Origin of the sequence: Rhodococcus sp. IEGM 27 (assembly GCF_033142305.1) — a bacterium.
GTDB classification, from domain to species: Bacteria; Actinomycetota; Actinomycetes; order Mycobacteriales; family Mycobacteriaceae; genus Rhodococcus_F; species Rhodococcus_F oxybenzonivorans.
Genome location: NZ_JAWLSG010000023.1, coordinates 1 through 24,325, shown reverse-complemented (window position 1 = coordinate 24,325; position 24,325 = coordinate 1). Strand labels below are relative to the sequence as shown.

Sequence of the window (24,325 nt, the reverse complement as noted above, 5' to 3'; positions counted from 1 at the left end):
TCCGTTCAGATCTTTGCCGGTTCGAGTTGGGACATGTCGGAGGTGATGACGAAGGCGTCGTCTTCGACCTGTGCCCGCCCGTAGTAGCTGGTCATGCAGACCAGGAACCGCGACATCGTCAACGGTTTCCCAAGGTATTCCTCGACCTCCGCCAGGGGGATGCGAATCGATTCTTCGGCCTCCAGCAGGAAGAAGGTGCCCCGATCCTGTACCCGGATCTGCGGGCACTCCTCGGCGACGTAGTGGACGGTCGCCTGCGCCTCCTCGCTTTTCATCAGGACGAGTCCGATGGTTCTGCGTCCGGGCTCCGGGATGCGGCTCATGACGTCACCGCCGCGGGAACCTGCAGACCGGCCTGCTCGAGGATGTCCGCGGTTGTACTGACGACGCGCTGTCGGGCGCGTTCGCCGACGCCGGACCCGGCCGGTGCGGCGTCGAAGACCGGGAGGAATGCGTCGACGGCCGCCAATGCATCCGGATACCAGGAGTCGACCCAGCCCTGGATGAGCTCACGGTTGCGTGCTGCTGGCACGGGCCGACCGGAGCGGTCGGTATCGGCGGTGAGCAACTTGATCAGGGCCTGTGTCGCCGTGCGGTTGCGAAGCCGGTCCGCCTCCGCGGTCATCTCGATCACCGGGATGACCACGTCACCGTGCAGCGGGGCGAGATGCCGGAAGAACTCGCTGCCGAGCAGGGCGGTGAACAGGGGCTCGACCACCAGGTTCGTCATCAAAACCATTTCACCCCAGTCCCGCAGCGAGAGCAGCCGTTCGACCAGTCGGCGTGCGCCCTGACACACCGGATCGTTGAGCCAAGCCTCGGCGCCGGCACCCTCGGTGTAGCCGGGCGCGTGCTCGTGCAGATCCAGGCTGTAGAGCGCAATGTCCTGCTGGTGACGTAGCCGGTCCATCCCGCTGAAGGTGTAGGTCATCGACAGAGTGTCCGACAACGCCTCCCGGGTGACGAACGCGTGCGCCTTGAACATCCCCCACTGGAACGACGCATACGCCTCGTAGTAGCACGACACGAGGTCGAGCCACCCCGGTGCGATGTCGCTGAATGAACCGTTGGCCTTCGCGGAGGTGATCGCCCCCTGGATGGACCGTTCCTGCTGGGCTTGCAGTTTGATATAGGGGCGCTGCCAGAGGCTGGACGGGTCGCGGTACTCGAACCAGTTCGGATGCTTCAGTGCGGTGGTCCGGGCGTCCTGACAGCCCAATCCATCGGGCCGCAGAAGATACCAGCCGCCGGAGTCGAATTGGTCGAGGTCCGGTTGTGCGTGGCAGATTACCGCCTCGTACTCGGAGATTCGGCGTTTCTGCGGGCGGATATAGGTTAGCTCGCGTGCCGAGTAGAAACCCTCGCCCACCGTCTCGGGCACTACGCCGTCGGAGATCAGTTCGGTGCTCATCAGATGTCCGTAAACGCGTCGGCCGGCAACGCCTTGAGCGGGTCCTTGATGACGAATCCGGTGCGCCGGATGTCCTCGATGGTCCACAGCCAGCGTTCTTCGGTGTGCACGTGAGGCTGTCCCATCAGGGTCCGGCCATCAGACCGCAGCAGACCGGCGTCCTCGATGTAGCGGGCCAGCTCGACACCGTCATTGATCTCCCACCAGGTCATACCGCTGTGCCGCTCCGGGGCCTGCCGGAAGATGTGCTGGCAGGCCTCTGAGCAGAAGGCGTGCCGTTGGCCGGCCGCGTCGATCGACAACCGGATCTCGTTGATGTCGGGCCGTGGAAACACGCACGGCATCTGGCACGTCCGACAGATCGGCGGCATCTCGGGGAACAGCTCCAGCGCGAGGTGGCCCTTACGCGGGTCGCCCATCTCCCGGTACGCCGTCCAGAACCCGCCGAAATGCTCCTCCCAGCCGGGGTACTTCTCTTCGAGGAACGCGAAGTCCTCCTCGATCATGTAATCCGACCTCCAGGCATGCACCGGCCACAGCGCCGCGGACACCATTGCCGCGGAATGGCCGCCCCATTCCACATGCCGCTTCGCATCGTTGATCCAGCGCGGCACCTTCAGGCCGAACGGCTCCAGCCGCTCAATGTAACTACCGGCCCAGTCGTCCCAGATCCATTGGTCCCAGTACTCCTTGTAGGACTTGAGCCGCACCTTCGAAAAGTAGTCGTAGACCGCGCCCTGGAAATTGTCGAGGAAGGAGTGCTGACGCCAGAACGCCGTGTCGAAGTCCTCCTGGAGCATCGGTAAATTGTCCGGCTCACTCAGCACCGCAGCGAGCGTCGAATAGCCGTTCGCCATGTGCCGCGCCTCGTCGGACTGGATCGACAGGAACACCGACGGGGTTGCCTGATCCCCGTTCGCGGCCGCCACCTCGGTCACCGCCACAAACAGCGGGTTGGTGTACGCGGTCTCCGCGACGACCTGCAAATTCAATGAATTGGTGATCGGGTCGTCGTTCATGAACGCTTCGAACACCGTCCGGCCCGGTCGACCGATCGGGTCGAAGGCGCGCATCTTAAAACCCGAGTTGAAGCCGGCCGGATCCGGAGCGTGCTTGGCGAAGTACCGCATCAAGTACGCCTCCTGATTGGTGTGGCGCACCTCGTCGATCATCTGCGCGAGATACCCCTGGCGCAGTTCCGGGTTCTCCACCGTGTCGACGAGCATGGCGGTGCATTTCATCGCGGCGTACTCACCGAAGTCGACCAACGCCAGCACCGGCTTCATGATCTCCATGAAGCGGGGCTCGGCCTGCGCAGAGTTGTTCATCCGGCTCAGCGCATCCTCGAGCGCACCGTACTGCCGGTCGTCCTTCTCTTCCTCCATCCCCACGTACTCGCGTACGAGGGTGCGGAAGGGGTCCTTGGTCTTCGGCGGGATCTTGTACTTGGTCGGATACAGTGCGTCGCGGTGGAAGTAGCTCGGCTCCCAGTCGAACGACTTGATCTTCTCGTGCTGAGTTGTGACCGATGTAGTCATCTACCCGCTCCCGTTTAGCGTCCGACGACGGTGACGACCACCATCGCGTTGAGATCACCATCACATTTCTACCCCGGGTTGACTACCTCCGATCGGAGGTAATCGACCCGGGTAGGGGTTTCGTGGCGAGCGCGAACATGCGGGGTTACCGTGGAAATATGCCACCTCACCGCCGAGTCCAGAGCGGCACACTCGCGCATCCCGCCGACATGGTGGCCCATCCAGGCGTGCCATGTGCCCATCCAGGAGTGGTGCGAGTGCTGGTGGTCGACGACCATCCGATCGTGCATCTGGGAGTGGAACGTCTGGTCGAGGGGGCGGCGGGCATGCGGATGTGCCCGGGGGCGCGCACGGCGACCGCCGGCGTTGCGGTTGCCGCCGTCGAACGACCCGACGTGGTGCTACTGGATCTGCATCTGCCCGACATGGCGCTGCCAGACGCTGCCGCAGCGCTCCGCGGGGCATGCCCAGGGGTGAAGCTCGTGCTGTTCACCGGGGACAGCAATCGCACGGTGGGCCAAATCGCGGGGCTGGTCGGGATGGATGCGGTGGTGCACAAGGACAACGCCTGCGTGGTGCTGATCACCGCGATCGGGGAGGTAGCCGCCGGACGACGATACTGTGACCCGGTGATCAGCCCCGGGGATCCGCTGGCACTGTCGCGGCGCGAGTATCAGGTGCTCGAGCGGCTGGCCATGGGTGAGAGCAACACCGAGATCGCACAGCAGTTGGGCCTGGCGCCGAACACGGTGAAGTCCTACGTTCAATCGTTATTAGCCCACCTCGACGCCCGCAACCGACTGGACGCGGTGGTCAAGGCGCAACAGGCCGGAATGCTCTAGCGGCGGGAACCCACGCCCGCACCGTACCGCCGCCCTCGTCGTTGCCGGCGCAGGACAACCAGCCACCCACCCGTTCGACGCGCTCGGCCATTACCTGAAGACCCAAGCCACGCTCGTCCTCGAGTGTGATGTCGCCGGCCGTGCCGTCGTCGGCCACGGCCATCCCCACACCGTCCTGCACCCGGTACAGGCTCACGACCACGGAGTGGGCGGCAGCGTGCTTCTCCACATTGAGCAGTGCCTCGCGGGCGGTGCGCCGCAACACATCGGTCCTGGCTACGTCCAGCAGCGGCAGGTCGCCCAGCACCACCAATTCCGCCGCCACACCGGCCCGCTCGGCGAAGTCGCGACAATCACCCTGCAGGGCGACCGCGAGTGCCTTGTCCTCGGGTGGTTGGTGCAGCGACAAGGTCTGAGCCCGCAGCTCCGAGGTTGCCCGTTCGGTCAGGGCCAGAGCATCGGTCAACAGTTCCAGGGTGGGGCCGAGCTCCAACGATGCCTTGGCCGACGTCAACGCCACCCGCAAACTGAACAACGTCGCGCCCACGGAATCATGCAATGCGATCGCGAGTCGTTGACGTTCGCTGAACACGGCGACCTCGGCCATCTCGCGGGCGCTGTCGGCCACCTCCATAGCCACCGCGGTCTGCCGCGCCAGACCCAACAGGTCAGTCCGGTCGCGGTCGGTCCACGGAACTGGGACTCTACGGGCGGCGTAGAGCAGCCCATAGAGTCGGTGGGCACGCACGATCGGGGCGGCCATCACCGCCCGCAAACCTTCCGCCCGAACTGGTTGGTCGAAGTCGTGCGTGATGGCCCGGCTCAGGCAGTAGTCCTCGACCGCCGCGGTCCGCCGCAGCACCGCCGCCTGCCCGCCAAGGCCTTCCTGCGGCCCTACGACCAGACCGTTGAGCTCCTCAGTGCGCCCGCCGACCACGGCCACCACCTTCATGGTGTCGTCCTCGGCGATCCGGTTCGCTCCGGCCGCCAGGTCCGCACCGAGTACACGGTGGACGATTTCCGCGCTGTGTCGCAGTGCCGCTGTTCGGTCGAGCAGCGAGAGCACAGCATTGAACTCGGAATCGATACCCAGGACAGTCATGTCGACGAGCCCCCTTTCAGGCGGCGGAGGGCCGACGACTATCACAGTAGCGCCTTCGAGCCCGTCAGGCAGGACGCGAAGACACGCCAGCAGGCTGCTGCGGTCCACGGGTTCTCTGCCCGCAGGCTGCGAATTCGACCAACCGCTTCCCGATGTCTTCGGCCATCGGCGACCCGCCACGGTCTCCGACGTAGGAGCGGCGCCATTCCACACCAAGTTCTCGGGCCGGGGCTGGCTTCCCGCACACCTCGCGGGCCAGGTACCCGTGCAGGTTCCATGCGAGGGATGCCAAACATCCCTCGCATGACAGACGCCCTGATCGACACTGTTGGCGCGGCACCACGCGGCACCAAAAGTGCATTGGGTGGACTTACCTCCGATCGGAGGTAGCTGTTGCCGGCGGGGGTTCCCCACGCCTCAAGCTGCCACCTACTGTTGAACTGTGGACACGGTGGGGTGGCGCGAGGCGGCTCTGGCGTTGTGTTCGACGTCGACCGGAGAGCTCCGGATAGTTCTTCGTGCGGGTCTTGAGACAAGAATGGGGAGGACTCCATGCACGTTCCGTTGACCACCAACGACTTCATCGATCGTGCTGAACTCGTTTACGGCGACCGTATCGGTGTGGTCGACGAGCCGGTACAGCCCGCGGCCGCCGTCGAAAACTTGACCTACCGTGACCTGGCGCGCAGAGGCCGAGCGCTCCAGGCCGGCCTCGATGAGCTGGGCGTACCCGAAGGTGCCCGAGTGGCGGTCGTCAGTCACAACTCCGCGCGCTTGCTCGAGCTGCTGCTGGCGGTGCCCTCGTCGGGACGGATCCTGGTCCCGGTCAACTTTCGGTTGCAGCCCGAAGAGGTCTCCTACATCATCGGCGACTGCAAGGCCGACGTCGTTTTGATCGACCCGGAACTCGACGAGGCCCTCGCCGATGTCGGCGCCCGCCACCGGTTCGTACTCGGCGCCGACACCGACCAGGCATTACTGCGGTTCGACGCCGAACCCCACCGATGGCAACAACCCGACGAGGACGCCACCGCAACACTGAACTACACCAGCGGTACGACCGCAAAACCCAAGGGCGTGCGCCTCACGCACCGCAACATCTGGATCAACTCGGTCACATTCGGGATGCATATGCAGGTCAGCGACCGCGATGTGTTGATGCACGTGCTGCCGATGTTCCACTGCAACGGCTGGGGAATGCCCTACACCGCAACCGGATTGGGCATCAAGCAGGTAGTTCTCCGCAAAGTCGACGGCGCAGAAATTCTGCGCAGAGTAGATGAACACGGGATCACTTTGATGTGCGGTGCTCCGACGGTGTGGAATATGGTGCTCGACGCCGCCCAGCAGTGGGACGGTGAGATCCCCGGTCGCGACCGGGTCCGCCTGGTCGTCGCGGGAGCGCCACCGCCCTCACGCACGATTGCCCGCATCGAAGAAGAACTGGGATGGCAGTTCAACCAGATCTACGGTCTCACCGAAACCTCGCCGCTGTTGACCGTGAACCGCTCGCGCGCCGAATACGACAACCTTCCGGCGATCGAGCGCGCCAAGATGCTGTCCAAGGCAGGTGCGCCGTCGTTGGGAACCCGGATCAGCACCGACGCGGACGGGGAAATACTGGTCGCCTCGAACACGGTGATGGACAGCTACTGGAACAACCCACAGGAAACCGCCACCGCGATGCGGGGCGGACAATTCCACACCGGTGACGGTGGATCCATCGACGCGGACGGGTATCTGACGATCTCCGACCGCAAAAAGGACGTCATCATCACTGGTGGGGAAAATGTCAGCTCCATCGAGGTCGAAGATGTCCTGTTCACTCACCCCGCGGTAGCCGAGGTGGCCGTCATCGCCGTTCCTGATGACAAGTGGGGTGAAATGGTCACCGCGTTGGTGGTGCGTCGAGACGGCGAGAGAGTGACCGAGACCGAATTGATCGACCACGCACGTCACAGTCTCGCCGGATACAAAATCCCCAAACAAGTGCTGTTCACCGACAGCATCCCCCGCACCGCGACCGGAAAGGTTCAGAAATTCAGGCTCCGCGCACAATTCTGGACTGGTGACCGCCAAGTGAACTAACCGCGACAACACAGCTGTCAGACCACGTGTCAATCGCGGGCAGGCTACCGCCTGGTAAAACAGCACCACGTTAGGACGGTTCACTTTCTCCCTTCCTCCTCGACGCGAATCGTTCAACCCTTTGCGAACGATGGCCATTCCTTCACCGCTCACACGGCCACGACGCAATCAGATCCTCGTAACCGTTCCTGACCACCCGAGCCGAAATTCGAAACCAAAACAGGACGACCAGATCCGTCGCTCCGTTGCGCCGCAACGAGACCCCACAACGCGAGACGGGACCGCTATGTACCAGCTCACTGCCACCTACGCCCACCCGCAGGACCCCGACGCATTCCTCGAGCACTACCGCTCCACACACGCCCCGATCGCCCGGAAATTTCCGAAAGCCACCTTCTTCGGCTGGACAATCTGCGAGACCACAGACGGCTCCCCGCCGCCCCACTTCCTCGTCGCCGTCGTCCAGTGGGACACCAAGGACGACGCGCTCGCGGCCCTCTGCTCGCCGGCAGGTGAGCAGGCCGTCGCCGACCTTGCGAACTTCGCCGCCGGAGGCGTCGACCTCGACCTCGGCGAGGTCCACCGTGAAGTATGAGACCGAGTGCGAGCCGTGCCACAGTTCCGGGCTGGCCACGTCGAGTCGCGGAGCTACCCCCCGGGTCTGTCATGGCTGGGCCGAGCACCTGGATCGTCGCTCCGCCACCGGGTTGGCGGGTGTCGTTCGACTGGGCACAATTTGGCAGTCTCGAGGCGGTGGTCGTCATGACTGAGAAATCGTTCCATTACCAGATCGCGGTCGCTGACCTCTTCTCGTTGGTGGTGTCCGAGGATGCGGCCTGTCAGTGGATGGGCGCCGTCGTCGAGTTGGAGCCAGAAGCGGGTGGGGTCGTAGTGGTTGCCGCGCCGGGATGGCCGGTGGTGTCAGGACACGTCGAAAACATCCTCTGGCCCGACTCGGTGACGTTCGTGTGGCGCGCACCGGACTGGCCAGGCCCGTTGAGGACGGTGATCACTCTCGAGCCGGAGGCCGATGGTTCCCGGCTACGTCTCACCGAGACCGGTTACGGCACCGACGACGACCTCCTGCGCAGGCGCGACTATATGTGGTCGCACTGGCTTGTCCGGCTGGCCGCCACCGGTGCGCAGTTCAAGCCAGCCGGCGCACCAAGCGGGAAACATCGGCCCAGCGGAACCTGTCAACCTTTCTGAGAACGTGTTTCGACAGGTTTAGAGCGTGTCTCATATGGAGAGCTTCTTGAAGCAGGTGAGTGCGGCGGCGAGGTGGAGGAATCCGGCGAAGTGCTCCCCGTGGCGTTCGTAGCGGATGGTCAGGCGTCGGTAGCCGGTGAGCCAGGCGATAGTGCGTTCGACCTTCCACCGATACCTGCCGAGCCGGTCATTCTTATCGATGCCACGTCGGGCGATGCGCGGAACGATGTCCTGCTGGCGCAGCCACCGACGGTGCTTGTCGTAGTCATAGCCCTTGTCGGCCCGCAGTTTTGAGGTTGCCCCTTGGGAGTGGACACCGGATTTCATGCGGCGACTGACAGCGTAGACGACGCGATGAGTCGTTGTTCGAACTCCACTGGGGTGAGGTATCCGAGGGCGGAGTGACGGCGACGCCGATTGAAGTACGAGAGCCAGTCGAACAGCTCCAGCCGTGCCTGCGACTTCGACGTCCAACTCCGTCCGTGCAGCCACTCCCTCTTGAGTCCTTGGAAGAACGACTCGGCGAGAGCATTATCGTAACTTGACCCGACCCGTCCTCGACTTTGCTGGATCCCATGACGGCGGCATACATCGACGAAAGCTGCTGCGGTATACTGCGATCCGCGGTCGCTGTGGAAGATAACGCCACCGACGTCACCACCACGGGTGCGCACCGCCACCTCGATCGCGTCCGTGACGAGTTCGGTTCGCATATGGTCAGCGATCGACCAGCCCACCACCCGGCGTGAGCAGATGTCGATCACCGTGGCCAAAAACAACCACGAGGATCCCACCGGAATGTAGGTGGGGGTACCTCCCTGCACGAAGTGCTTGGGGGAACGTCCCCACACCACTTCGTATTCATCGCTGTGGCAGCGAAGTCCCGCATCACCAGATCCGGCACCGACGGAGCCGACTTGTCCGCTATCGTCGTGCGCTTGCTGCGGCGCAGGTGCCTGCCCACCACGTGGTGGATCCGCATCAGCTTCGGTCACCCGTTTGCGGTTGATCCTGCGTCCGCGGGACCGTAGTTCAGCATGCACCCGCGGGGCGCCGTAGGCGCTCCGGTGCTCGGCATGGATCGCACGGATCTCGGCGACGGTCGCGGCTTCCTCCGCCGCGTGCTCGGCACGAGCATCCTCGGTGGCTATGTGCTTGTAGTAGCCGGAACGGGAGGTCCCGAGCACCCGACACAGCCGCTGCACGCCGAACTCGGCGCGAAGGTCGGAGATGAAGTCCCAGCGGCGGGTCTTCACTTCACCTCCTTTGCGAAATACGCGGCTGCCCGGCGCAGAATCTCACGTTCGAGCTGCCATTCCTTCTCCGCACCCCGCAGCCGGGCGTTCGCTGCCCGCAGCCGCGCGAGCTCGTCCGACTCGGTCTCCCCACCAGCGGTGCCGCGGACCTCCGGGCGTCCCTCGCTGGCGGTGTCCTTACGGACCCACGTCCGCAGCGTCTCGCCACTGATCCCCAGATACGCGGCCACCGCCGCGTACGTGCGTTTACCGTCGGCCGCGCGGTATAACGCGACCGCATCTTTCCGGAATTCCTCCGGGTACAGAGACTGGCGTCCCACCTCGACATCCCTCCTGGCTCTCCACTGGAACCATTGTCAGGGGTGTCCACTCCAAGGGTGCAGCCTCAGAGGGGGGTTCCCCCTCAAGTGTGGACATCGTGAACACTGGGTCGTGAAGGTCCCAGAGGAAGAGATGTCACTGATGGCGATGAAGGCGTACTCGGCGGAGTTCAAGGCCGATGCCGTCGCGCTGTACCTGTCCGATCCGAGCCACACCTTCGAGGGCATCGGCAACGACCTGGGCGTCAGCCGCGAGACCCTGCGCAACTGGGTCCGCGCGGAACGCAAACGCACCGGTACCTCCACGGCCGAACTCCGAGCCAGCGGGGCGGCGCGGCCGGCGTCGCCGACCGGCGGGGTATCGTCCGAGTCCCTGTTGGAGGAAGAAAACAAGCAGCTCAAGGCCCAGATCCGGAAGCTCGAGACCGAACGGGAGATCCTGCGCAAGGCCGCAAAATATTTCGCGGGAGAGACGAATTGGTGAGCCGCTTCCGATTCGTTGACGACCACTGCGACACCGCTGAAGGTGAAGTGGCTGTGCCAGATCCTCGAGGTCTCCCGCTCGGGTTTCTACCGGTGGCGGTCACCGCGGAGCTGCGCGAGGCCGGGATCGAGGTCAACCACAAGCGGGTCGAGCGAGTGATGCGCGAGCACGGGATCGTCGGCGTCCACCTGCGCAAACCGGTGCGCACCACTATCCCCGCCCCGGACGCGGCCCCGGTGCCGGATCTGATCCGGCGGGATTTCACCGCGAGCGCACCGAACACCCGATACGTCGGGGACATCACCTATTTGCCGGTCGGTGATGGTGAGTTTCTGTATCTGGCGACGGTGTTGGACCTGCATTCGCGACGGTTGGCGGGGTGGTCGATCGCCGACCACATGCGTACCGAGTTGGTCACCGACGCGCTGCGGGCGGCGGCGGCCTGTCGCGGCGCCGCCGGTCTCGATGGGTCAATTTTCCACTCCGACAACGGGGCTCAGGGCGGATTCAATCGGTCGTCGCAACACCTGGCTGTTGCAGTGAGCGTAGCTGCTCGGCGAAGACCTCGGCCGGGGTTCGCCAGTCGTGGATCTTGCGGGGCCGGTTGTTGATCGCCACGGCGACGGCTTGGAGGTCCTCGGCGGACCACCTGGCCAGATCGGTGCCCTTCGGGAAGTACTGGCGCAAAAGGCCGTTCGTGTTCTCGTTCGTCGGTCGTTGCCAGGGCGAGTGCGGGTCGGCGAAGAACACTCTCGTGCCGGTATCGAGAGCGAACTGGGTATGACCGGAGAGTTCCTTCCCGCGGTCCCAGGTGAGGGTCTGGCGGAGCTGCTCGGGGAGCGTGGTCATCGATGTCGTCAGCGCGGCGTTCATCGCGACGGCGCCATAGCCGCCGAGGGAAGGACCGTTCTTCACGGGTGGCTTGTCGCCCCAGCCCTCCAGCCGAGGCAGGTGCAGGAGGATCGTGGATCGGCTGCTGCGCTCGACGAGCGTGCCAATCGCGGACCGGCCGGTCCCGATGATGTAGGGGTCGGACCGGGGCGCGGTGCCGGGATTGCTCCCGGTCCGTTTCCCCGGCCCGCCCTCCGCACCGGACGTGCGACTCTCATCGCATCCGGCGCTCCACGGACTGCCACTGTCAGGCGGGAACCGAAGCTCCCATGCTGGTCCACGGTGTGGGGATGTTGCCCGCCCGCCACCGGTACCGAGTAATCGGGACGGTGGTGGTGTCGAACATGATGATCCCATTCTCTTGCGGACGATTGCCTGGCCTGCCGGTCAGGAACCGCCGGTAGAGATCCGCCCACGTGATCCGTTTGTGCCGTTTGAGCAACCATTGGGTGACCCGATGCCAGGCGAAGGCATCGAGGTAACCGAACGTCGCTTTCGACACGCCGTGACGGAAATACGCACACCATCCTCGGAGTACCGGATTGAGGCGTCCGAGGAGATCAGCAAGGCCATGATGACGTGCCCTCTTCGTCAGCGCCCGCACCTTCGCCATGATCGAAAGCAACGCTTTCTTCGACGGATAGGTGTAGACGCTCATCTTGTTCGTGCCCTTCCTGCGGCGCCGCTGGATGCGGAACCCGAGGAAGTCGAACCCCTCGTCCAGGTGACATACCCGGGACTTTTCGGCGGACAACCGCAGCCCCAGAGGGGCTATCACGTCCGCAACTTCGTCCCAGAGTGCGTCCGCATGCGCTTTGGTCCCGACCACCATGATGACGAAATCGTCCGCATAGCGCACGATTCGGTAGGTGGCCCCGCCGCGTTTGCGGTGCACCTCGCGCCGATAGGCACTCCCGTGGGAATCCCATTTCGCACAGAAATGTGCATCCAACACCGTCAGAGCGATGTTGGCGAGCAACGGTGAGAGTATGCCGCCCTGGGGCGTGCCGGCCTCGGAGTTCCTGACCGTTCCGTCGGTGGACATGATGCCCGCCTTCAGAAACGCCTTGATCAGGGCTAGAACGCGCTTGTCGACGATCCGCGTACGGACCCGTTCCATGATCGCGGAATGGGCCAGCTCGTCGAAACACGCCGCGATGTCCGCCTCGAACACCCAGTGATGATTCCGGGTCCCGAGAGCATGAATCTCGGCGATCGCGTCCTGAGCGCGACGCCTCGGGCGGAAACCGTAGCTGACCGGTTTGAAATCCGTCTCGAAGATCGGCTCCAGCACCAGCAACAACGACGCTTGCACCGTGCGGTCCATCGCGGTGGGGATACCGAGCCGCCTGAGTTTGCTGCTCCCCGGTTTCGGAATCAGTCTTTCCGCCACCGGCAGAGGAGCAAAGGTCCGAGACTTCACCTGGTCTCGAACCTGCCCCAGGAATGCCACCGTCTCGGCGTCCCCCGTGATGGACGCCGGTGCCAGCCGGTCGACACCGGCCGAACGTGCGCCCTTGTTGCCCCGCACCCGGTCCCACGCGACGGTGAGAAAATCCGGGTGATGGACGAGATTGAACACATCATCGAAGAGGCGGTCGGGATCGTCGACCGCCCAGTGGTGCAGCTTGCGTTGCATCTGTCGTACCCGCCATGCCGCCCGATCGGGATCGGGCCATGACAGCTCACCGGTATTCACCAGCGCCTCCGTTCGTGTCGTGCTTGCTGCATCAATTCCGCTGGGGCCCTTCGCCATGTGCGAGGCTTTCCCCCGCTCGGACTACTACGGCCCCTCCGCCCCACCGCGTGGCCATCGACAGACGACGCGTCAACCCGACCAGCCGACCCCTGGAAGGGGCCGATGCTCGGGAGCCTCGCGGTGGTTCCCACGTTCACTGCGAACCGCTCGAGGAGTGAGGTGCCCAGCTATGCCCCTGCGATATCGCCACGGCTACGCCGCAGGCATTCACCGTGGCCTCCGAAGCCGACGACCTAAACCGACCCCGGAGTTCCCAACACAGGGTGTTGGTGCGCATCGCAGACCAGCCCGAATCCACCGGGTTAGAGCTGGCGGGAGACCCCCGAGGCGTTAAAACACTGGTTGCTCGCGTACACCTTCTCCTCATGCTTGCCGGACCCAGACCATCCGGTAGTGCTGGCCTGTCCCGTCGTTGTCGGGGCTGCTTCCCACCCTCACCGGCGTCTCCCGGTTCAGGCTGCCCCCAGCTTCGTTATGCTGCTGCGACAGCACAACGGCGCAGGTCTTTCACCTCCGCTCGGTTACACAGCGCCTCGTGGCGCACCAAGTCGCCTTCCCAGTGCCCCGGGACGGCGCGATCGGCGGCTTCGGCGGGGCGTTCGCTGATCACGACGTCCTCGGTGACATGCCCTTGCGGCTTGTTCTGCGACCGCGCTCGGGGAACCCGCAGCGCCCGCCCGGTGCGCAGGCACGCGACCAGCTCCCGTTTGAGCGCGCCACGGTCCTCGATGAACAACGATTGGTAGATCGCCTCGTGGCTGATGCGCATGGACTCATCATCGGGGAAGTCGATCCTGAGCCGGTGCGAGATCTGTTCCGGGCTCCACGCCGTCGCCCATCGCCTGTCCTGTCGATGCGGCTTGTTGAGCCCCTTCCACGCGGGCGTCTGCGGCCCACGGACGATCGTGCCGTCGGGTCGGCGGACGCTGCCGGAGAGCCGCTCCTGCACGTACTTACGCAACCTGTCGGCGCCCACGAGCTTCGCCGTCTTCGGGCGCTTCGCGGCCTGTTGCGCTTTCCACTGCGCCACCAGTGCCCGGTAGACCGGCTTGCCGCCCCGGGTCGCCGCGTTGCGGCGCAGTTCGCGTGAGATCGTTCCCGGGACACGTCCGATCCTGCGGGCGATCTCGCGGACCCCAACATCCTGGGCGCGTAGTAGCGCGATCTCCTCACGCTCGGCGAACGACAGGTAGCGGCCCGTGGGCTCGTCCAGGCTGATCGGTGGCATGCCGCCAGCGTGACGGAACCAACGGCACCCGACCGGCCATGACACGCCGACGGCCTCCGCGGCCTCGACCGTCGTCACTCCCGATGCGATCCGCCGCCAGAAGTCCCGCTGCACCGTACGAGAGGGCTCCGGCCGGCCCGGTGAACGCATCGGAGGTCGCAATGCCCTGTCCGCCGCCCACTGCCGCCTGGCACCCACCGGCGCCTGAGACATCTGCTTGTTGCTGTATCCCATCGCACACCTCCGTGATCGAGGTGTTGCATCGACCGGTTGAGCCCGCCCAGTATGCGTCGGCGGAGTTCGCCGACCTGTGTCGCGAGCTGGACGTGACGACATCGCGGGGTGCGGTCGGGACGTCGGCGGACAACGCCGCGGCCGAATCGCTGAACGCGACGCTGAAGCGGGAGACGTTACAGAGTCGAAAGCGCTGGAACAGCGCGGGCGAGGCACGTGCTGCTGTCTTCCGCTGGATCACGCGCTACAACACCAGAAGGAGGCACTCCACTCTCGGCCAAATCTGTCCGGTCGAGTTCGAGCGGCGATCGGCTACGCTGGCCACCGCCGCATAGGAACTGGTGTCCACACCTCGGGGGGAACGCCCGAGGATGCGTCCCTCGACCTCGGTGACACCAGATCCGGTTTCACATCGCGATGGTGCCGGCGTTGTAGACGCCGGTGTCTCGCGGTGTTCCTGCCTCGGCGGGCTGTCCGCCCTCGGTGAGCGCCTGCTCCGCGGCGGGAGCGGCGCGGCGGTTCAGCGCTCGGGTGATCGTGTCGATCTCGTCATCGGACAGGGATGCGAAGTAGGCGTCGCGTTCGGCGTCGGTGGCCATGTCTTCATGCAGCCCGAACTTGGCGGCGGCGACGTCTTCTCTGGCCTCGCACTGCCGGCGCTGGGCGTCGAGATATGCCTGTTTGGCGTCGTCGACGTCCTTCTGTTTCACGGCGACGTCGGACTCTGCCCCGGTCCCTTCCGCGGCGGCCTTCTTCGCCTTCCGCAGCCGGGCGCGAAGCCGATTGACGGCCTTGCGGGCTTCCTCGGCGTCCGCGTCGGTGGCGGTAACGCGCTGTTCAGCTTCCGCCAGCGCGGCCTGTGCCGGGGTGATCGTCGGGGCGGTGAGTGTCGCGCGTTCTGCTTCGGCGTGCGCGATCAGCAGTTTCGCCGACGGTGGGTTGGCATGGGTACTCGGCATCGGGGTGTCTCCCAGCACCGATGGGTCGATTCCCAACGCCGACATCAGCTCCGGTAGGACACTCGGGGGTGCCGCCTGCACCGCGGCCGCGGTCAGGGCCATCCCCTGCTCCTTCAGGTGGTCGACGACCTTCTTCCGGGCTTCACGCCCCAATCGCCTGTTCGCGTTGGCTTTTGCAGCGGCCTTGTCGCTTCCGCAGCCGGGGCAGCGGCGACCACTTCCGTGGGCTTTCGAGCGGCACATAGGGGTATCTTTCTGGGCAGGCGGCGCGTCCCCACACGCGGGTCGGCCGCCGATCACATAGCGGGCGAGGCGGTTACATCGCCGCCCTGCCCGGTGCACGGGCGCAGTGAGTACGTTGCCGTGGGGGATGTCGTTCACACCCCCGCCCCGGTCTGTTTCTCGCCAGCCTGCCTCGGGCAGTAGATGTCGGAGAATCATCTCGCCGCCCACCAGAACCTGACTTCACAATGTCACGCTTAAATGTTGCAAGCGGGATCTGCTCGCAGGGAGCGTCGTTCGTCCAGGTGGCAACCGCATCTTTGTCGGCGATGCCAGGGTGGCGGCCGGCGACCCCGAAGAAGCCAAAGTTACTGAGCTCGAGGGTGATTGGGGGTCGGATCGTGGTGCTCTGGCGGCTCATCCTCATCGGTCGCTCGCTGTTTCGGACTGCCTGGTTGCGCAGTCGTTTCCGGTCGATCTGACCGCTGGTCAGCGCTTCGGGGCGGTGCCCGATGTGGAACAGTCCCGTGGTGTGCGGGCAGACGAACACTGCGAGGCCCTTCTCGCCGGGGTGCCTTTTGCGGACAGCTTTGGCGTCGGAGCGGCTGTGATAGCCGCGGTGCGCACACTCGTGGCAGAAGGTCCAGCGGGCGGCGGGGTTGTGGGCGCGGGAGGTCATACGGACCGTTCGAATTTGCAGATTGAGCCAGTCGGACAGCCAGGTGATGGCGTTGCGGCCGGCGTTGTCGACGACGAGGGCGCTGTAGTTGGTGTGGGCGCCGGAGGTGAAGAAACTCGCGGCCTTGAGGCATTTGCCGATCAGGGCGGTCAGGTCCTCGGCCCTCTGTGATTGGGCCATAGTCGTCAGCGAGCCGGTCAGCGCCGGCAGATCAACGTTCTCCGTTTGGGTACTGATGAGATTCCCCCGCTTCTCCGGAGACCTTTCTATCTGGCTCCGGCAAGCACTGGCTGGATGATATCTGCCTCCTGTTCGTGCGGCATGTCCTGATGGGATCGTTCGTACTCGGCGGGCGAGAGCCCACCCAGGCCGGCCTGAATCCGGCGCGCGTTGTACCAGCCGTCGATGTACCGGAACAACGCCCACTCCGCTTCCGTCCGGGTTGCGAAAATGGTTGCGGGCCAATAGATCAACTCGATCTTCAGGGTCGACCACAGGTTTTCGGCGAGCGCGTTGTCGAAGCTGTCCCCGACGCTTCCGGTGGACGGGGCGATGCCGGCATCCACGAGCCGCTGCGTGAACCGCAGCGCGGTATATTGACAGCCCTTGTCGCTGGGGAAAATTAGTTCCCCGGCACGGACGTCGCGGGAGAACAGGGCGTAGTCGAGCGCGGAGAGCACCAGATCGGTGTCCGCACGCGGCCCGGACCGCCAGCCGACCACCTTGTTCGAGAACGCGTCGCGCACACTGGCCAGCCATAACACCCCCTCACCGGTCGGGATCCGTGTCAGATCGGCCACCCACTTGCGGTTCGGCGCGGTCGCGGTGAAGTCCCGGTCCAGCAGATCCGGTGCAGCGGTGTGCCGCGGGTTCTGTTTCGTCGACCCACCCTTCCAGCCTTTGCGCAGGTAGGCGCCGCGGCGCCCGTTCTCCCGCATGATCCGCTCGACACGCTTGCGGCCGACCCGCACCCCGCGCCGGCGCAGCTCCAGCCACACCCTCGGGGACCCGTAGGTGCCAGCGAACTCGTGCGAGGCGCGGATCTCGTCGATCAACCCGAGCAGCTCGGCATCCTCCCGTCGCCGCCGAGCGGGCAGGGTCGCCCGTGCCCGCCAGTCGTAGTAGGTCGACGAGGCGATATCCAGGACCCGTAGTACGAGACCGACCGGGAAGTCATGGGCGTCGATGAACCTCATGACCGCCTCCGGGTCGGGTCGATCTCGGACGCGAAAAACGCACTCGCCGCCCGCAACACATCGTTGACACGGCGCAGTTCGGCGTTCTCCTTCGCCAGCCGTCGATTCTCCTCCAGCATCGACGTCGACGGCCGATCGTCACGCTCGCCGTGATCGGCCTCGGCCTGACGGATCCAGTTCCGCAACGCCTCGGGGTGCACATTCAGCTGCTCGGCCAGCCGCCGGATCACCGGCCTGGGCTCGGACTCCCGGTACAACCGCACCGCACGATCCCGCAGCTCCGGCGGATACTTCCTCATTCCCACAGTGACATCATCCTCCATCTACCCAGGATCAAACCTGGCTCGGAAGTCTCCCGGAAAACGGGGGAAGCTCGTGGTGGCCGCGGCCGAGAGCTGTGCCGCGTCCGCAGATGTCCCGGCGACGGTGGACGAGCCCGCATCGGCCAGCTTCCCCGCGGTGTCCGCGATCGTCCTCACCGTGTTCAGTGCGGCCGACAGATCGGATGCCCCGGCATTCGAGAGCACCTGGGATGCAGTGTATTCGGGTCTACCCACCGGGGCGTCGGCAAGCTGCCCGGTGGCAGCGTGTGCGGCCCCGGAGTCGATCAAATCCACGATCGGCGCGAGTGTGCTGGCGAGGGACGATGCCGTCGCTGCAGCACCGCCGACATCGACGTTCGGGGCGGCGAGCTGCGCCGTGAGAGTGGCGACATTGGCGGCGAGGGCAGGCAGGTCGGCACCGGAGAAATCCGAGGTCAGCGCGGTGGCCAGTGGGGCGTTTGCGCCGACGTTGCGGGTACCGCCCGTAGAGGGGGTCTTGCTCAGAATCGACCCGAGCGAGCCCAGTAGAGGGTTGTCGCCCTTGCGGATCGAGCAGTACAGGTCGCCGGGATCGCAGATCGAGGCAACTCTGCCGGAGAGCTTGCCCATTCCCTGGGGGCGGGGGTCAGCGATTCCTTCGCCGGAGGTTCGGGGGCCGACGATGGCCGCGCCTTTGGTGCCGGCGCCGGGGTCGGCGAGCAGGCCCACGGCCAGGACGCGGTCGGCGGGCACGGGGCCGTTATCGTTGCCGATCTGAGAGGCGAGATCGCCGGCGGCGTCGGCGCCCTGGGAGTAGCCGGTGATCGTGAACTTCGTGTTCGTGCACTTGCTCGAGACGTCGGTGAGTACCGCCTCGGCCTTGGTGAGGGCGTCGATTTTGCTGTCGGCGTAGGTGTGTCCGTTGTCGAACGCGCGGGCCATGTACGGGAGGGTGTAGACCTCTGCCCGGTTACCGTGGGCAGTGGTGATGGTGTCGGCGACCGGTTTGAGGATCCCGACGGGCTGGCTGGGGTCGGCGTTCTCTGAGGTTTCCCAGGTTCCGGGGATGAGCAGATTGAAGGTCGCCGCACAACTGGTGGGGTCGGCGTGCGCGATAGCGGGGGCTGTCAATGCGACACTGCCGCCGGCGACGGTCGCGCACGCGACGAGAGCGGCCACGCTGCGGGCTCTCGAACGTCTTGCGGGCATTGGCACCTCATCTGTCGCCGGCGAGCTTGGAAGCTCACCCCGTCGATGGGGCCCCGGGATGCCACGCGCAGCCTCCGAAGAACACACACCGATGAGGTGAGGTGCATACGGTGACCGAATTCGCAGCCAGATCAACGGGGTATGTGGATAACCCTCATGCGCACGTCGCCTGCGCCCGGCCCTCCGCGCACTCCCGCGTCTCTTCCGCGCAGTATGACCTGCGGAAACGGCACGTCCCCTTTGAGATCAGATCCAGTCGATGTGGACGGAGTCGATGTGGTCGAAGTGGAATCCGAACTGGTCGCTGTACTTGTCGAAGCCCTTGTTCTCGGGGTAGTCGAGGGTGGCGTGCCGCTCGAGCAGTGCCACGACCCGGGCGTGATCATCATTCGCCAGCGCGGCGGCCAGTTCGCGCGACTCCTCACTGGTGAACGGTGTGTCCGAGTTCGCGAAGTCCAGGGTGCGGACCCGGTAGTCGTATCCCTCGTCTGCGCCGTTGCGGACCATGACGCCGCCCTTGACGCGGATGACGGCCTTCTTCGGTGTTCCGTCCGGGCGCAGCACCCCGGCGCGTTTCATGATGTCCTCGGCCTTGACGTTCTTCAGTTTCTTGCTCGCGTCGGCACGCAACTCGTTCGTTTCCCCGGAGCGGTACCGGGAGACCGCGGAGCGGGACCGGCCGATCTTGGCGGCCACGGCGTCGACACCGCCTAGACGTTCGATCGCGGCACGCCGCTGGGCACGCTCGAGGACGTCGGCATGCGGGATCCGGCCCTGTTGCGCCCACCGGCGCAACGTGCGAGCCGACGGCGGTGTACGGCCGGCATCGATCGCGGCCTGCCGCAGGCCCTCGTTGCCTAACTCCTTGCGCAACTGCTTGACCGAGACCTTGCTGGTCAACCCGGCGAGTCCCCCACTCTTGACCTGCTTTGACTTCTCGACACCGCTGGTGGCGGCGTTGGCCACCGAGACCTTGAGGCCGTCGAGACCGACCGCCTCCTGCGCCGGCTTTTTGGTGCGCGGCTTCGGAAGGTGCAGGGCCATCAGAGATCTCCCTCAGAGAGCTCGTCGTCGGCGAACGCCGCCTTGATCGCGAGGTTCACCTCGTGAACGTCCTGCGCCGAAGTGAAGGCGGACAGAAGTGCGTCGGTGAGGACCACGTCCTTTTCGACCGACATCTTCCCCAGCGCCTCACTGGCGTCGGCGATGTCCTCACCGTTAGCCAGGAGGTACACCCAGGAGTCGGTGACGGTGCGGACCGGCCAGCGGCCGTGCTCGCGGGCGATCCGCACCGCGACACGGCGGCCGCGCCACCGGCAGTGCGCGATGATCGCCGCGCGCCAGATCGGTTGGTGGTGATGTTGCATCTGCTTCGCAGTCCACATGTCCGGGTTGACCATTCGCCCGATGTAGCCCTTGTAGCAGGTGCCGAGGAACCGTTTCGTCGCTTCGTCGTCGGTGTCGACCGCGGCCTTGCGGGCCTCGCGCAGGATTTTGGCCCATTTGTCGAGGGCGCGGCCCTGCTGTGGGTAGACCCAGGCCTCGGTGATGTCGAGGTCGTCGAGGTCGGCGCCAATTCCTCCGTCTACCACTGGTGAGCACAGCCCGTCGAGGCTGACCGTGGTCACCCAGGTCTGTACCGGTTGGTCGGCGAGCATGTGGGGGTGCGGCAGCGGTAGCTTCTCGGGAAGCGACAGCGTCTGCCCAGGCGGCAGGGTGATCCGCCACAGCCCGAACGGTGCACCCTTCTCCCCCACCGCCGCAGCCGCAGCAGCGTCACCGGTCAGGAGTGTGGGCTGACCGTAGCCGAATTCGAGCATGCCCGCGGAGGCGAGGTAGGCGGCCCGTTGGTCGATCGAGACCAATCGGTGGGCGTTGTCGAGGTCGTCGGACTCCGGGACGCGTGTCCAGCCGACAGCGGGTTCGAGGTCCCCGCGCGGCGGGCCGTCGAGCGGTGGGACCGCGCCCGCGGTGGTCACGACGATGCCCTTACCGCTGCGGGTGCGTTCACGTTTGATCTTGTCGACGATCGCGGCACCGGTGCGGGCCGGTGTCGGCCCGGGAAGCACCCCGAGATGCTGCGCGCACCACGCCAGCCGGCGACCGAGTTCCCGGGCGGCAGGCAGGTCGTCGTCCGGGAGATACGTTCCGGCCGCCGGTGAGCCGAGGACACCCATATCGCCGACCCGGTTGTGCCAACCGAAGTCCTTGTTCCAGTACGTCCACACATACGGTTCGATCACCACATCGACCATCGAGGTGAAGTTCCCGATCGGGCGGGACAAATGCACCACATGCCCCGGTTCCCCGCGCAGCTCCCACCCCGCAGTCAGCATTGGGCTGAGGGTGGCATGCAGGGTGGCGGTCAATTCTGTTGCGGCGCGTAACCGCAACGCTTCCATGTCGTCGACGTCGTCCTCACTGCCCGGATCGATGACCCACCCGAGTAGCTCACACGCAGCCAACCCGACGACCCAGATCTGCGCGGGTGCACCCAACGGGGTCAGCGACGCCCAACGAATCAGCTTGTCCAACTTCTCGAGTGAATCGACCGGACCGGTCAACTCCCGACCCGACGGGGTATACGTCCCGGCGGCGGTCACGATCAACGCATGCCCATCCGCGGCCTCACCCGCCGGCAGCGCCTCCCACACCGGTGTACGACGTGTCGGCGTCGGTTCGATCTCCGATGCCGGGGAAACAGGGCCAACGGCGGGCGCCGTTGGTTGCGTCGCGGCTGCTTCCGACGTAACTGCTTCCGCCGGTCCGGTTTCGGTGGCCTCGTCGTCGCAGTCCACCGCACCGCTGGCCGGTTTTTGGCTGTCCGCTTCGGGAGACGGCGAGGTCGGGACGTCGCCGGCTTCGGCTGCGGCTTCGGCTTCATCACACTGCTCGAACGATGTCCGGTGTGCTGCGCCGGCTGACTCCGAGCCCGCCCGTTCGGCTGCGACGACGACACCAGCATCGACGGAGGCAACGTCGTCGTCGGGGAGGGCATCATCGGTGGGGAGGGCGTCGTCGTCGGTGGGAGCGGCCGATGTCGTCCGGGTGGTCTCGGGCAGTGTGAACAGGGGTATCTGCTCCCACGGGGAGCTCATGACTCCTGCTCGATGATCCGGCCGTCATGATCTGCCGGTGGGACGCGGTAGCGGTCGAAGAATTCCTGCAGGGCCACGTCCACGACGTTGGTCACGGTGGATTGGCGATCTTTCACCAGCCAGGTCAACCGGGCCTCCGTCGAGGCCAGGACCCGGGTGTTCAGCGGAACCTTCGCCGGCCCCTTCCGCGGTTCCAGCTTCGCCGTCAACTCCGGACTCGGCGTTTCCGACTCGATGACGCCTTCCGCGCCGGAACGCTGCTTCCCCGACCGGGCGACGCCTGCGCGTCCGCCCCCGGTCGCGCGGCGGGCGCCCCCGCCGGCAGTTCCTACCTTCGCCATCTCCACCCCCTCGTCTTCCGTATACCGCCTGTGAAGTGCGCAGGTATCACCCTATCCAGTGCATGGCGTATTGCCGGTATTTTCGCTGGCATGTTTGCGCGCACGTCGGCGCCCAGGACGTGACGGGGGGCCGCGGAGGGTATCGACGCCGCTGGTGACGGCCCGGCCCGGCATACTGCTCGGATCTGTCGGCGCCGGAAGCCGCCGGGACCCGGCAACCGTTGGATTCGTTATTCCACCAGCGTGATCGGCACACCGGGCGTGATGAACAGATGGTGCCGGGCGCCGTCGTGGGTGAGGGACATCGCCACTCCCAGGGTGTGTCCCTCGGTAAACCGTGCGAGCAGCTCGCGGGTGGCCTCGAACCTGGTCTGGCTGATGCCGTAGGTGACACCATTGAATATGAGGCTGGGCACCATCCCCTCCTTGTGCTCTGCTGGCGGTGGATCGTTGCCGAAAGTCTCGCAGACGCCCGAGTCTCCGCGCGGCTGGAACGTCACCCGCGCCACCGCGGAACTGCGGAACTGCGGAACTGCGCGGCAGGGACGGTCCGAGACCGAGGGACCCTTTCAGCTTCCTTGTCGCGTTGCCCGGGACCATCGCCCGCCCGGGGCGCGGTCCGCCCGGTTACCGTCTGTCGGTATGGGTACCACCTTCCACGGGCCGAGCCCGTGGCCGCACATCACCCGCGCCATCCGCACCCGCGGCGCCCGGTACGCCGCGATCGGCTACCTCGGCCAGGACGCACCCGAGCTGCTCCCGCTGCGCGCCGGGGACCTGTTGGTCGTCAACGCCTCCCAAGCCGCTATCCGGGCGCACGCCACCTCCCCCGCCGCCCTCACCTACTACGTCGAGCGGGGGGTGCGGGTGCTGTCGTCACCAACCCTGCACGCCAAGGTGATCGCCACCAACACCCGGGCGGTGATCGGGTCCGCGAACGCCTCCGACAACTCCACCCTCGCCGACGACGCCGTGGTCATCACCGACGACCCCAACATCATCGCCTCGGTGCGAACGTTCATCGACAGCCTCGACGAGATCACCGAGGTCGACCAGGTGTTCCTCGACAACGCGATCCTCGAGTGGGAGATCGGCCGCGCCGTCCCACTACCCGGGGTCACCGGCCGCGTCCACACCGACACAGACTTCCTCCCCACACCGGTGCTCCGGATGTTCGTCAAACACGCCATCGACTACGAACCCACCGACACCGAACAACAGATCCTCGACAACCAGCGCGGCCGGCACAACGCCGCCGGCGGCCCGGCGGTGAAGTACCAACTCGAATCGCTCCGCCTCGACACACCCGGCACCATCCGGCGCGGCGACGTCATCGTCTTCGTCTCCACCGACGACGAATGGCTCCACCCGCCCGCCGTGGTGACCTCCGATCCGATGCGCATCCCACGGTCAGGTGGAGCGGTGTTGTTCTTCCTCCGCACCCGCACCGACCTGCCACCCCTACCCCTCACCGACGCCGAGAAGACGCTCACCGACCTCGGGCACCCCGGCTCACGGCTGCGGACCGATCACTACGTCCGCTCCCCCAGCCTCCGGGCCGCGCTGCTGGGACTGTGGGACTTCTGAGCGGATTCGGCCACGAAATGAGTGGCGCACCACCACCGAGCCGCCCGGCCCCTCGAAATGCGTCGAGGTTTGACTCGTCGGCGTCCTCGTCCGCGAGGTCGATCCCGTACGCGACAGTGTCGGGCGCGTAGCTGATGCTTCCTCCCTCATCACCGAACACAAGTTTCCGTCGATGCCGTCGACCAGTTCCACCACTGCCCCCTCGCCACGAGAAGTGACTCCCGGAGTGGTCGATACCCCTGAGAGCCACACGCCGGGACCGTGCGACGGCCACCATGCAACGCCATTGCATTGCTAGCTACTTCGACCTGAAAAACGAGGCGCCCCGGTGAGCATGATTCGGCCGTTCTCGGCCGGTCAGGATTCGGTT

The 24,325-nt window shown here is 65.6% G+C and carries 17 protein-coding genes and 8 pseudogenes; 7 read left to right on the top strand and 18 right to left on the bottom strand.

Features of this window, described 5'->3' with window-relative positions:
- Positions 1 to 5: 5 nt before the first annotated feature.
- Genes R4P95_RS32975 through R4P95_RS32965 form a run of 3 tightly spaced genes read right to left on the bottom strand, consistent with a single transcriptional unit; the run spans position 6 to position 2,949 of the window.
- Positions 6 to 323 carry an MmoB/DmpM family protein gene (locus R4P95_RS32975; protein WP_317747469.1) on the bottom strand — a complete coding sequence of 106 codons (318 nt, stop codon included), beginning with the start codon at positions 321 to 323 and terminating at the stop codon, positions 6 to 8.
- Entirely contained in the window at positions 320 to 1,411 is a 1,092-nt protein-coding gene (locus R4P95_RS32970; protein WP_317747470.1) for an aromatic/alkene monooxygenase hydroxylase subunit beta, read from the bottom strand. Before R4P95_RS32970 ends, R4P95_RS32975 begins: the two co-directional genes overlap by 4 nt.
- Positions 1,411 to 2,949, bottom strand: a complete 1,539-nt coding sequence (locus R4P95_RS32965; RefSeq protein ID WP_317747471.1) for an aromatic/alkene/methane monooxygenase hydroxylase/oxygenase subunit alpha — start codon at positions 2,947 to 2,949, stop codon at positions 1,411 to 1,413. Before R4P95_RS32965 ends, R4P95_RS32970 begins: the two co-directional genes overlap by 1 nt.
- A 209-nt stretch (positions 2,950 to 3,158) precedes the next feature.
- Between R4P95_RS32965 and R4P95_RS32960 the strand changes: the two genes are divergently transcribed.
- Entirely contained in the window at positions 3,159 to 3,791 is a 633-nt protein-coding gene (locus R4P95_RS32960; protein WP_317747547.1) for a response regulator transcription factor, read from the top strand.
- Here the strand turns inward: R4P95_RS32960 and R4P95_RS32955 are convergent.
- Entirely contained in the window at positions 3,763 to 4,857 is a 1,095-nt protein-coding gene (locus R4P95_RS32955; RefSeq protein WP_317747548.1) for a GAF domain-containing sensor histidine kinase, read from the bottom strand. The two genes, R4P95_RS32960 and R4P95_RS32955, sit on opposite strands and share 29 nt — an antisense overlap.
- 588 nt (positions 4,858 to 5,445) lie before the next feature.
- Between R4P95_RS32955 and R4P95_RS32950 the strand changes: the two genes are divergently transcribed.
- The 3 genes from R4P95_RS32950 to R4P95_RS32940 all read left to right on the top strand — a co-directional run bounded on the left by R4P95_RS32950 (position 5,446) and on the right by R4P95_RS32940 (position 8,190).
- Positions 5,446 to 6,981 carry an AMP-binding protein gene (locus R4P95_RS32950; protein WP_317747472.1) on the top strand — a complete coding sequence of 512 codons (1,536 nt, stop codon included), beginning with the start codon at positions 5,446 to 5,448 and terminating at the stop codon, positions 6,979 to 6,981.
- A 286-nt stretch (positions 6,982 to 7,267) separates the two neighbouring features.
- A complete protein-coding gene (locus tag R4P95_RS32945; protein ID WP_159929255.1) occupies positions 7,268 to 7,576 on the top strand; it encodes an EthD family reductase in 309 nt (102 codons plus the stop codon).
- Between the two features lie 167 nt (positions 7,577 to 7,743).
- Complete coding sequence (locus tag R4P95_RS32940; RefSeq protein ID WP_317747473.1) at positions 7,744 to 8,190, top strand: SRPBCC domain-containing protein; 447 nt, start codon at positions 7,744 to 7,746, stop codon at positions 8,188 to 8,190.
- 30 nt (positions 8,191 to 8,220) lie between these two features.
- On the opposite strand, the pseudogene R4P95_RS32935 reads toward R4P95_RS32940, so the two are convergent.
- Positions 8,221 to 8,481, bottom strand: a pseudogene (locus R4P95_RS32935) (transposase); the annotation flags it as partial.
- 32 nt (positions 8,482 to 8,513) lie between these two features.
- Positions 8,514 to 9,766 (bottom strand): annotated as a pseudogene (locus R4P95_RS32930) (IS3 family transposase).
- A gap of 142 nt (positions 9,767 to 9,908) precedes the next feature.
- Between R4P95_RS32930 and R4P95_RS32925 the strand changes: the two are divergent.
- Positions 9,909 to 10,861 (top strand): annotated as a pseudogene (locus tag R4P95_RS32925) (DDE-type integrase/transposase/recombinase).
- Here the strand turns inward: R4P95_RS32925 and R4P95_RS32920 are convergent.
- From R4P95_RS32920 to R4P95_RS32910, 3 genes and pseudogenes are all read right to left on the bottom strand, one after another.
- Positions 10,758 to 11,273, bottom strand: a pseudogene (locus R4P95_RS32920) (IS30 family transposase); the annotation flags it as partial. The pseudogenes R4P95_RS32925 and R4P95_RS32920 overlap by 104 nt on opposite strands.
- A gap of 115 nt (positions 11,274 to 11,388) precedes the next feature.
- Positions 11,389 to 12,840 (bottom strand): group II intron reverse transcriptase/maturase, encoded by a 1,452-nt coding sequence (gene ltrA / locus R4P95_RS32915; protein ID WP_317747474.1) that lies wholly within the window; start codon positions 12,838 to 12,840, stop codon positions 11,389 to 11,391.
- 601 nt (positions 12,841 to 13,441) lie between these two features.
- Positions 13,442 to 14,341, bottom strand: a pseudogene (locus R4P95_RS32910) (transposase); the annotation flags it as partial.
- Positions 14,342 to 14,406: 65 nt separating this feature from the next.
- Here R4P95_RS32910 and R4P95_RS32905 point away from each other — a divergent pair.
- Positions 14,407 to 14,697, top strand: a pseudogene (locus R4P95_RS32905) (transposase); the annotation flags it as partial.
- 72 nt (positions 14,698 to 14,769) lie between these two features.
- Here the strand turns inward: R4P95_RS32905 and R4P95_RS32900 are convergent.
- The 9 genes and pseudogenes from R4P95_RS32900 to R4P95_RS32860 all read right to left on the bottom strand — a co-directional run bounded on the left by R4P95_RS32900 (position 14,770) and on the right by R4P95_RS32860 (position 22,787).
- Entirely contained in the window at positions 14,770 to 15,423 is a 654-nt protein-coding gene (locus tag R4P95_RS32900; protein ID WP_317747475.1) for a hypothetical protein, read from the bottom strand.
- Between the two features lie 811 nt (positions 15,424 to 16,234).
- A pseudogene (locus R4P95_RS32895) lies at positions 16,235 to 16,459 on the bottom strand (cutinase); the annotation flags it as partial.
- 29 nt (positions 16,460 to 16,488) lie between these two features.
- Complete coding sequence (locus tag R4P95_RS32890) at positions 16,489 to 17,418, bottom strand: IS3 family transposase (protein WP_317747476.1); 930 nt, start codon at positions 17,416 to 17,418, stop codon at positions 16,489 to 16,491.
- A complete protein-coding gene (locus R4P95_RS32885; RefSeq protein WP_317747477.1) occupies positions 17,415 to 17,741 on the bottom strand; it encodes a transposase in 327 nt (108 codons plus the stop codon). The genes R4P95_RS32890 and R4P95_RS32885 overlap by 4 nt, the downstream gene beginning before the upstream one ends.
- A 51-nt stretch (positions 17,742 to 17,792) precedes the next feature.
- Positions 17,793 to 18,929, bottom strand: a pseudogene (locus tag R4P95_RS32880) (cutinase family protein); the annotation flags it as partial.
- Between the two features lie 246 nt (positions 18,930 to 19,175).
- Entirely contained in the window at positions 19,176 to 19,973 is a 798-nt protein-coding gene (locus R4P95_RS32875) for a hypothetical protein (protein WP_005572339.1), read from the bottom strand.
- Positions 19,973 to 22,027 (bottom strand): hypothetical protein, encoded by a 2,055-nt coding sequence (locus R4P95_RS32870; protein WP_317747478.1) that lies wholly within the window; start codon positions 22,025 to 22,027, stop codon positions 19,973 to 19,975. Before R4P95_RS32870 ends, R4P95_RS32875 begins: the two co-directional genes overlap by 1 nt.
- A complete protein-coding gene (locus R4P95_RS32865; RefSeq protein ID WP_317747479.1) occupies positions 22,024 to 22,368 on the bottom strand; it encodes a hypothetical protein in 345 nt (114 codons plus the stop codon). Before R4P95_RS32865 ends, R4P95_RS32870 begins: the two co-directional genes overlap by 4 nt.
- A 230-nt stretch (positions 22,369 to 22,598) precedes the next feature.
- Positions 22,599 to 22,787, bottom strand: coding sequence for a hypothetical protein (locus tag R4P95_RS32860; RefSeq protein ID WP_213571412.1), 189 nt, complete (start codon positions 22,785 to 22,787; stop codon positions 22,599 to 22,601).
- 223 nt (positions 22,788 to 23,010) lie between these two features.
- Between R4P95_RS32860 and R4P95_RS32855 the strand changes: the two genes are divergently transcribed.
- Positions 23,011 to 23,955 carry a phospholipase D family protein gene (locus R4P95_RS32855; protein ID WP_317747480.1) on the top strand — a complete coding sequence of 315 codons (945 nt, stop codon included), beginning with the start codon at positions 23,011 to 23,013 and terminating at the stop codon, positions 23,953 to 23,955.
- The last annotated feature ends 370 nt before the right edge of the window (positions 23,956 to 24,325 follow it).

Coding starts and splice junctions, on each gene's coding strand:
- R4P95_RS32875 (WP_005572339.1), bottom strand. CDS start 19,973: ATGGCCCTGCACCTTCCGAAGCCGCGCACCAAAAAGCCGGCGCAGGAG.
- R4P95_RS32960 (WP_317747547.1), top strand. CDS start 3,159: ATGGTGGCCCATCCAGGCGTGCCATGTGCCCATCCAGGAGTGGTGCGA.
- R4P95_RS32975 (WP_317747469.1), bottom strand. CDS start 323: ATGAGCCGCATCCCGGAGCCCGGACGCAGAACCATCGGACTCGTCCTG.
- R4P95_RS32970 (WP_317747470.1), bottom strand. CDS start 1,411: ATGAGCACCGAACTGATCTCCGACGGCGTAGTGCCCGAGACGGTGGGC.
- R4P95_RS32950 (WP_317747472.1), top strand. CDS start 5,446: ATGCACGTTCCGTTGACCACCAACGACTTCATCGATCGTGCTGAACTC.
- R4P95_RS32885 (WP_317747477.1), bottom strand. CDS start 17,741: ATGGAGGATGATGTCACTGTGGGAATGAGGAAGTATCCGCCGGAGCTG.
- R4P95_RS32870 (WP_317747478.1), bottom strand. CDS start 22,027: ATGAGCTCCCCGTGGGAGCAGATACCCCTGTTCACACTGCCCGAGACC.
- R4P95_RS32965 (WP_317747471.1), bottom strand. CDS start 2,949: ATGACTACATCGGTCACAACTCAGCACGAGAAGATCAAGTCGTTCGAC.
- R4P95_RS32900 (WP_317747475.1), bottom strand. CDS start 15,423: ATGGCCCTGACCGCGGCCGCGGTGCAGGCGGCACCCCCGAGTGTCCTA.
- R4P95_RS32855 (WP_317747480.1), top strand. CDS start 23,011: ATGGGTACCACCTTCCACGGGCCGAGCCCGTGGCCGCACATCACCCGC.
- R4P95_RS32945 (WP_159929255.1), top strand. CDS start 7,268: ATGTACCAGCTCACTGCCACCTACGCCCACCCGCAGGACCCCGACGCA.
- R4P95_RS32865 (WP_317747479.1), bottom strand. CDS start 22,368: ATGGCGAAGGTAGGAACTGCCGGCGGGGGCGCCCGCCGCGCGACCGGG.
- R4P95_RS32940 (WP_317747473.1), top strand. CDS start 7,744: ATGACTGAGAAATCGTTCCATTACCAGATCGCGGTCGCTGACCTCTTC.
- R4P95_RS32890 (WP_317747476.1), bottom strand. CDS start 17,418: ATGAGGTTCATCGACGCCCATGACTTCCCGGTCGGTCTCGTACTACGG.
- R4P95_RS32860 (WP_213571412.1), bottom strand. CDS start 22,787: ATGGTGCCCAGCCTCATATTCAATGGTGTCACCTACGGCATCAGCCAG.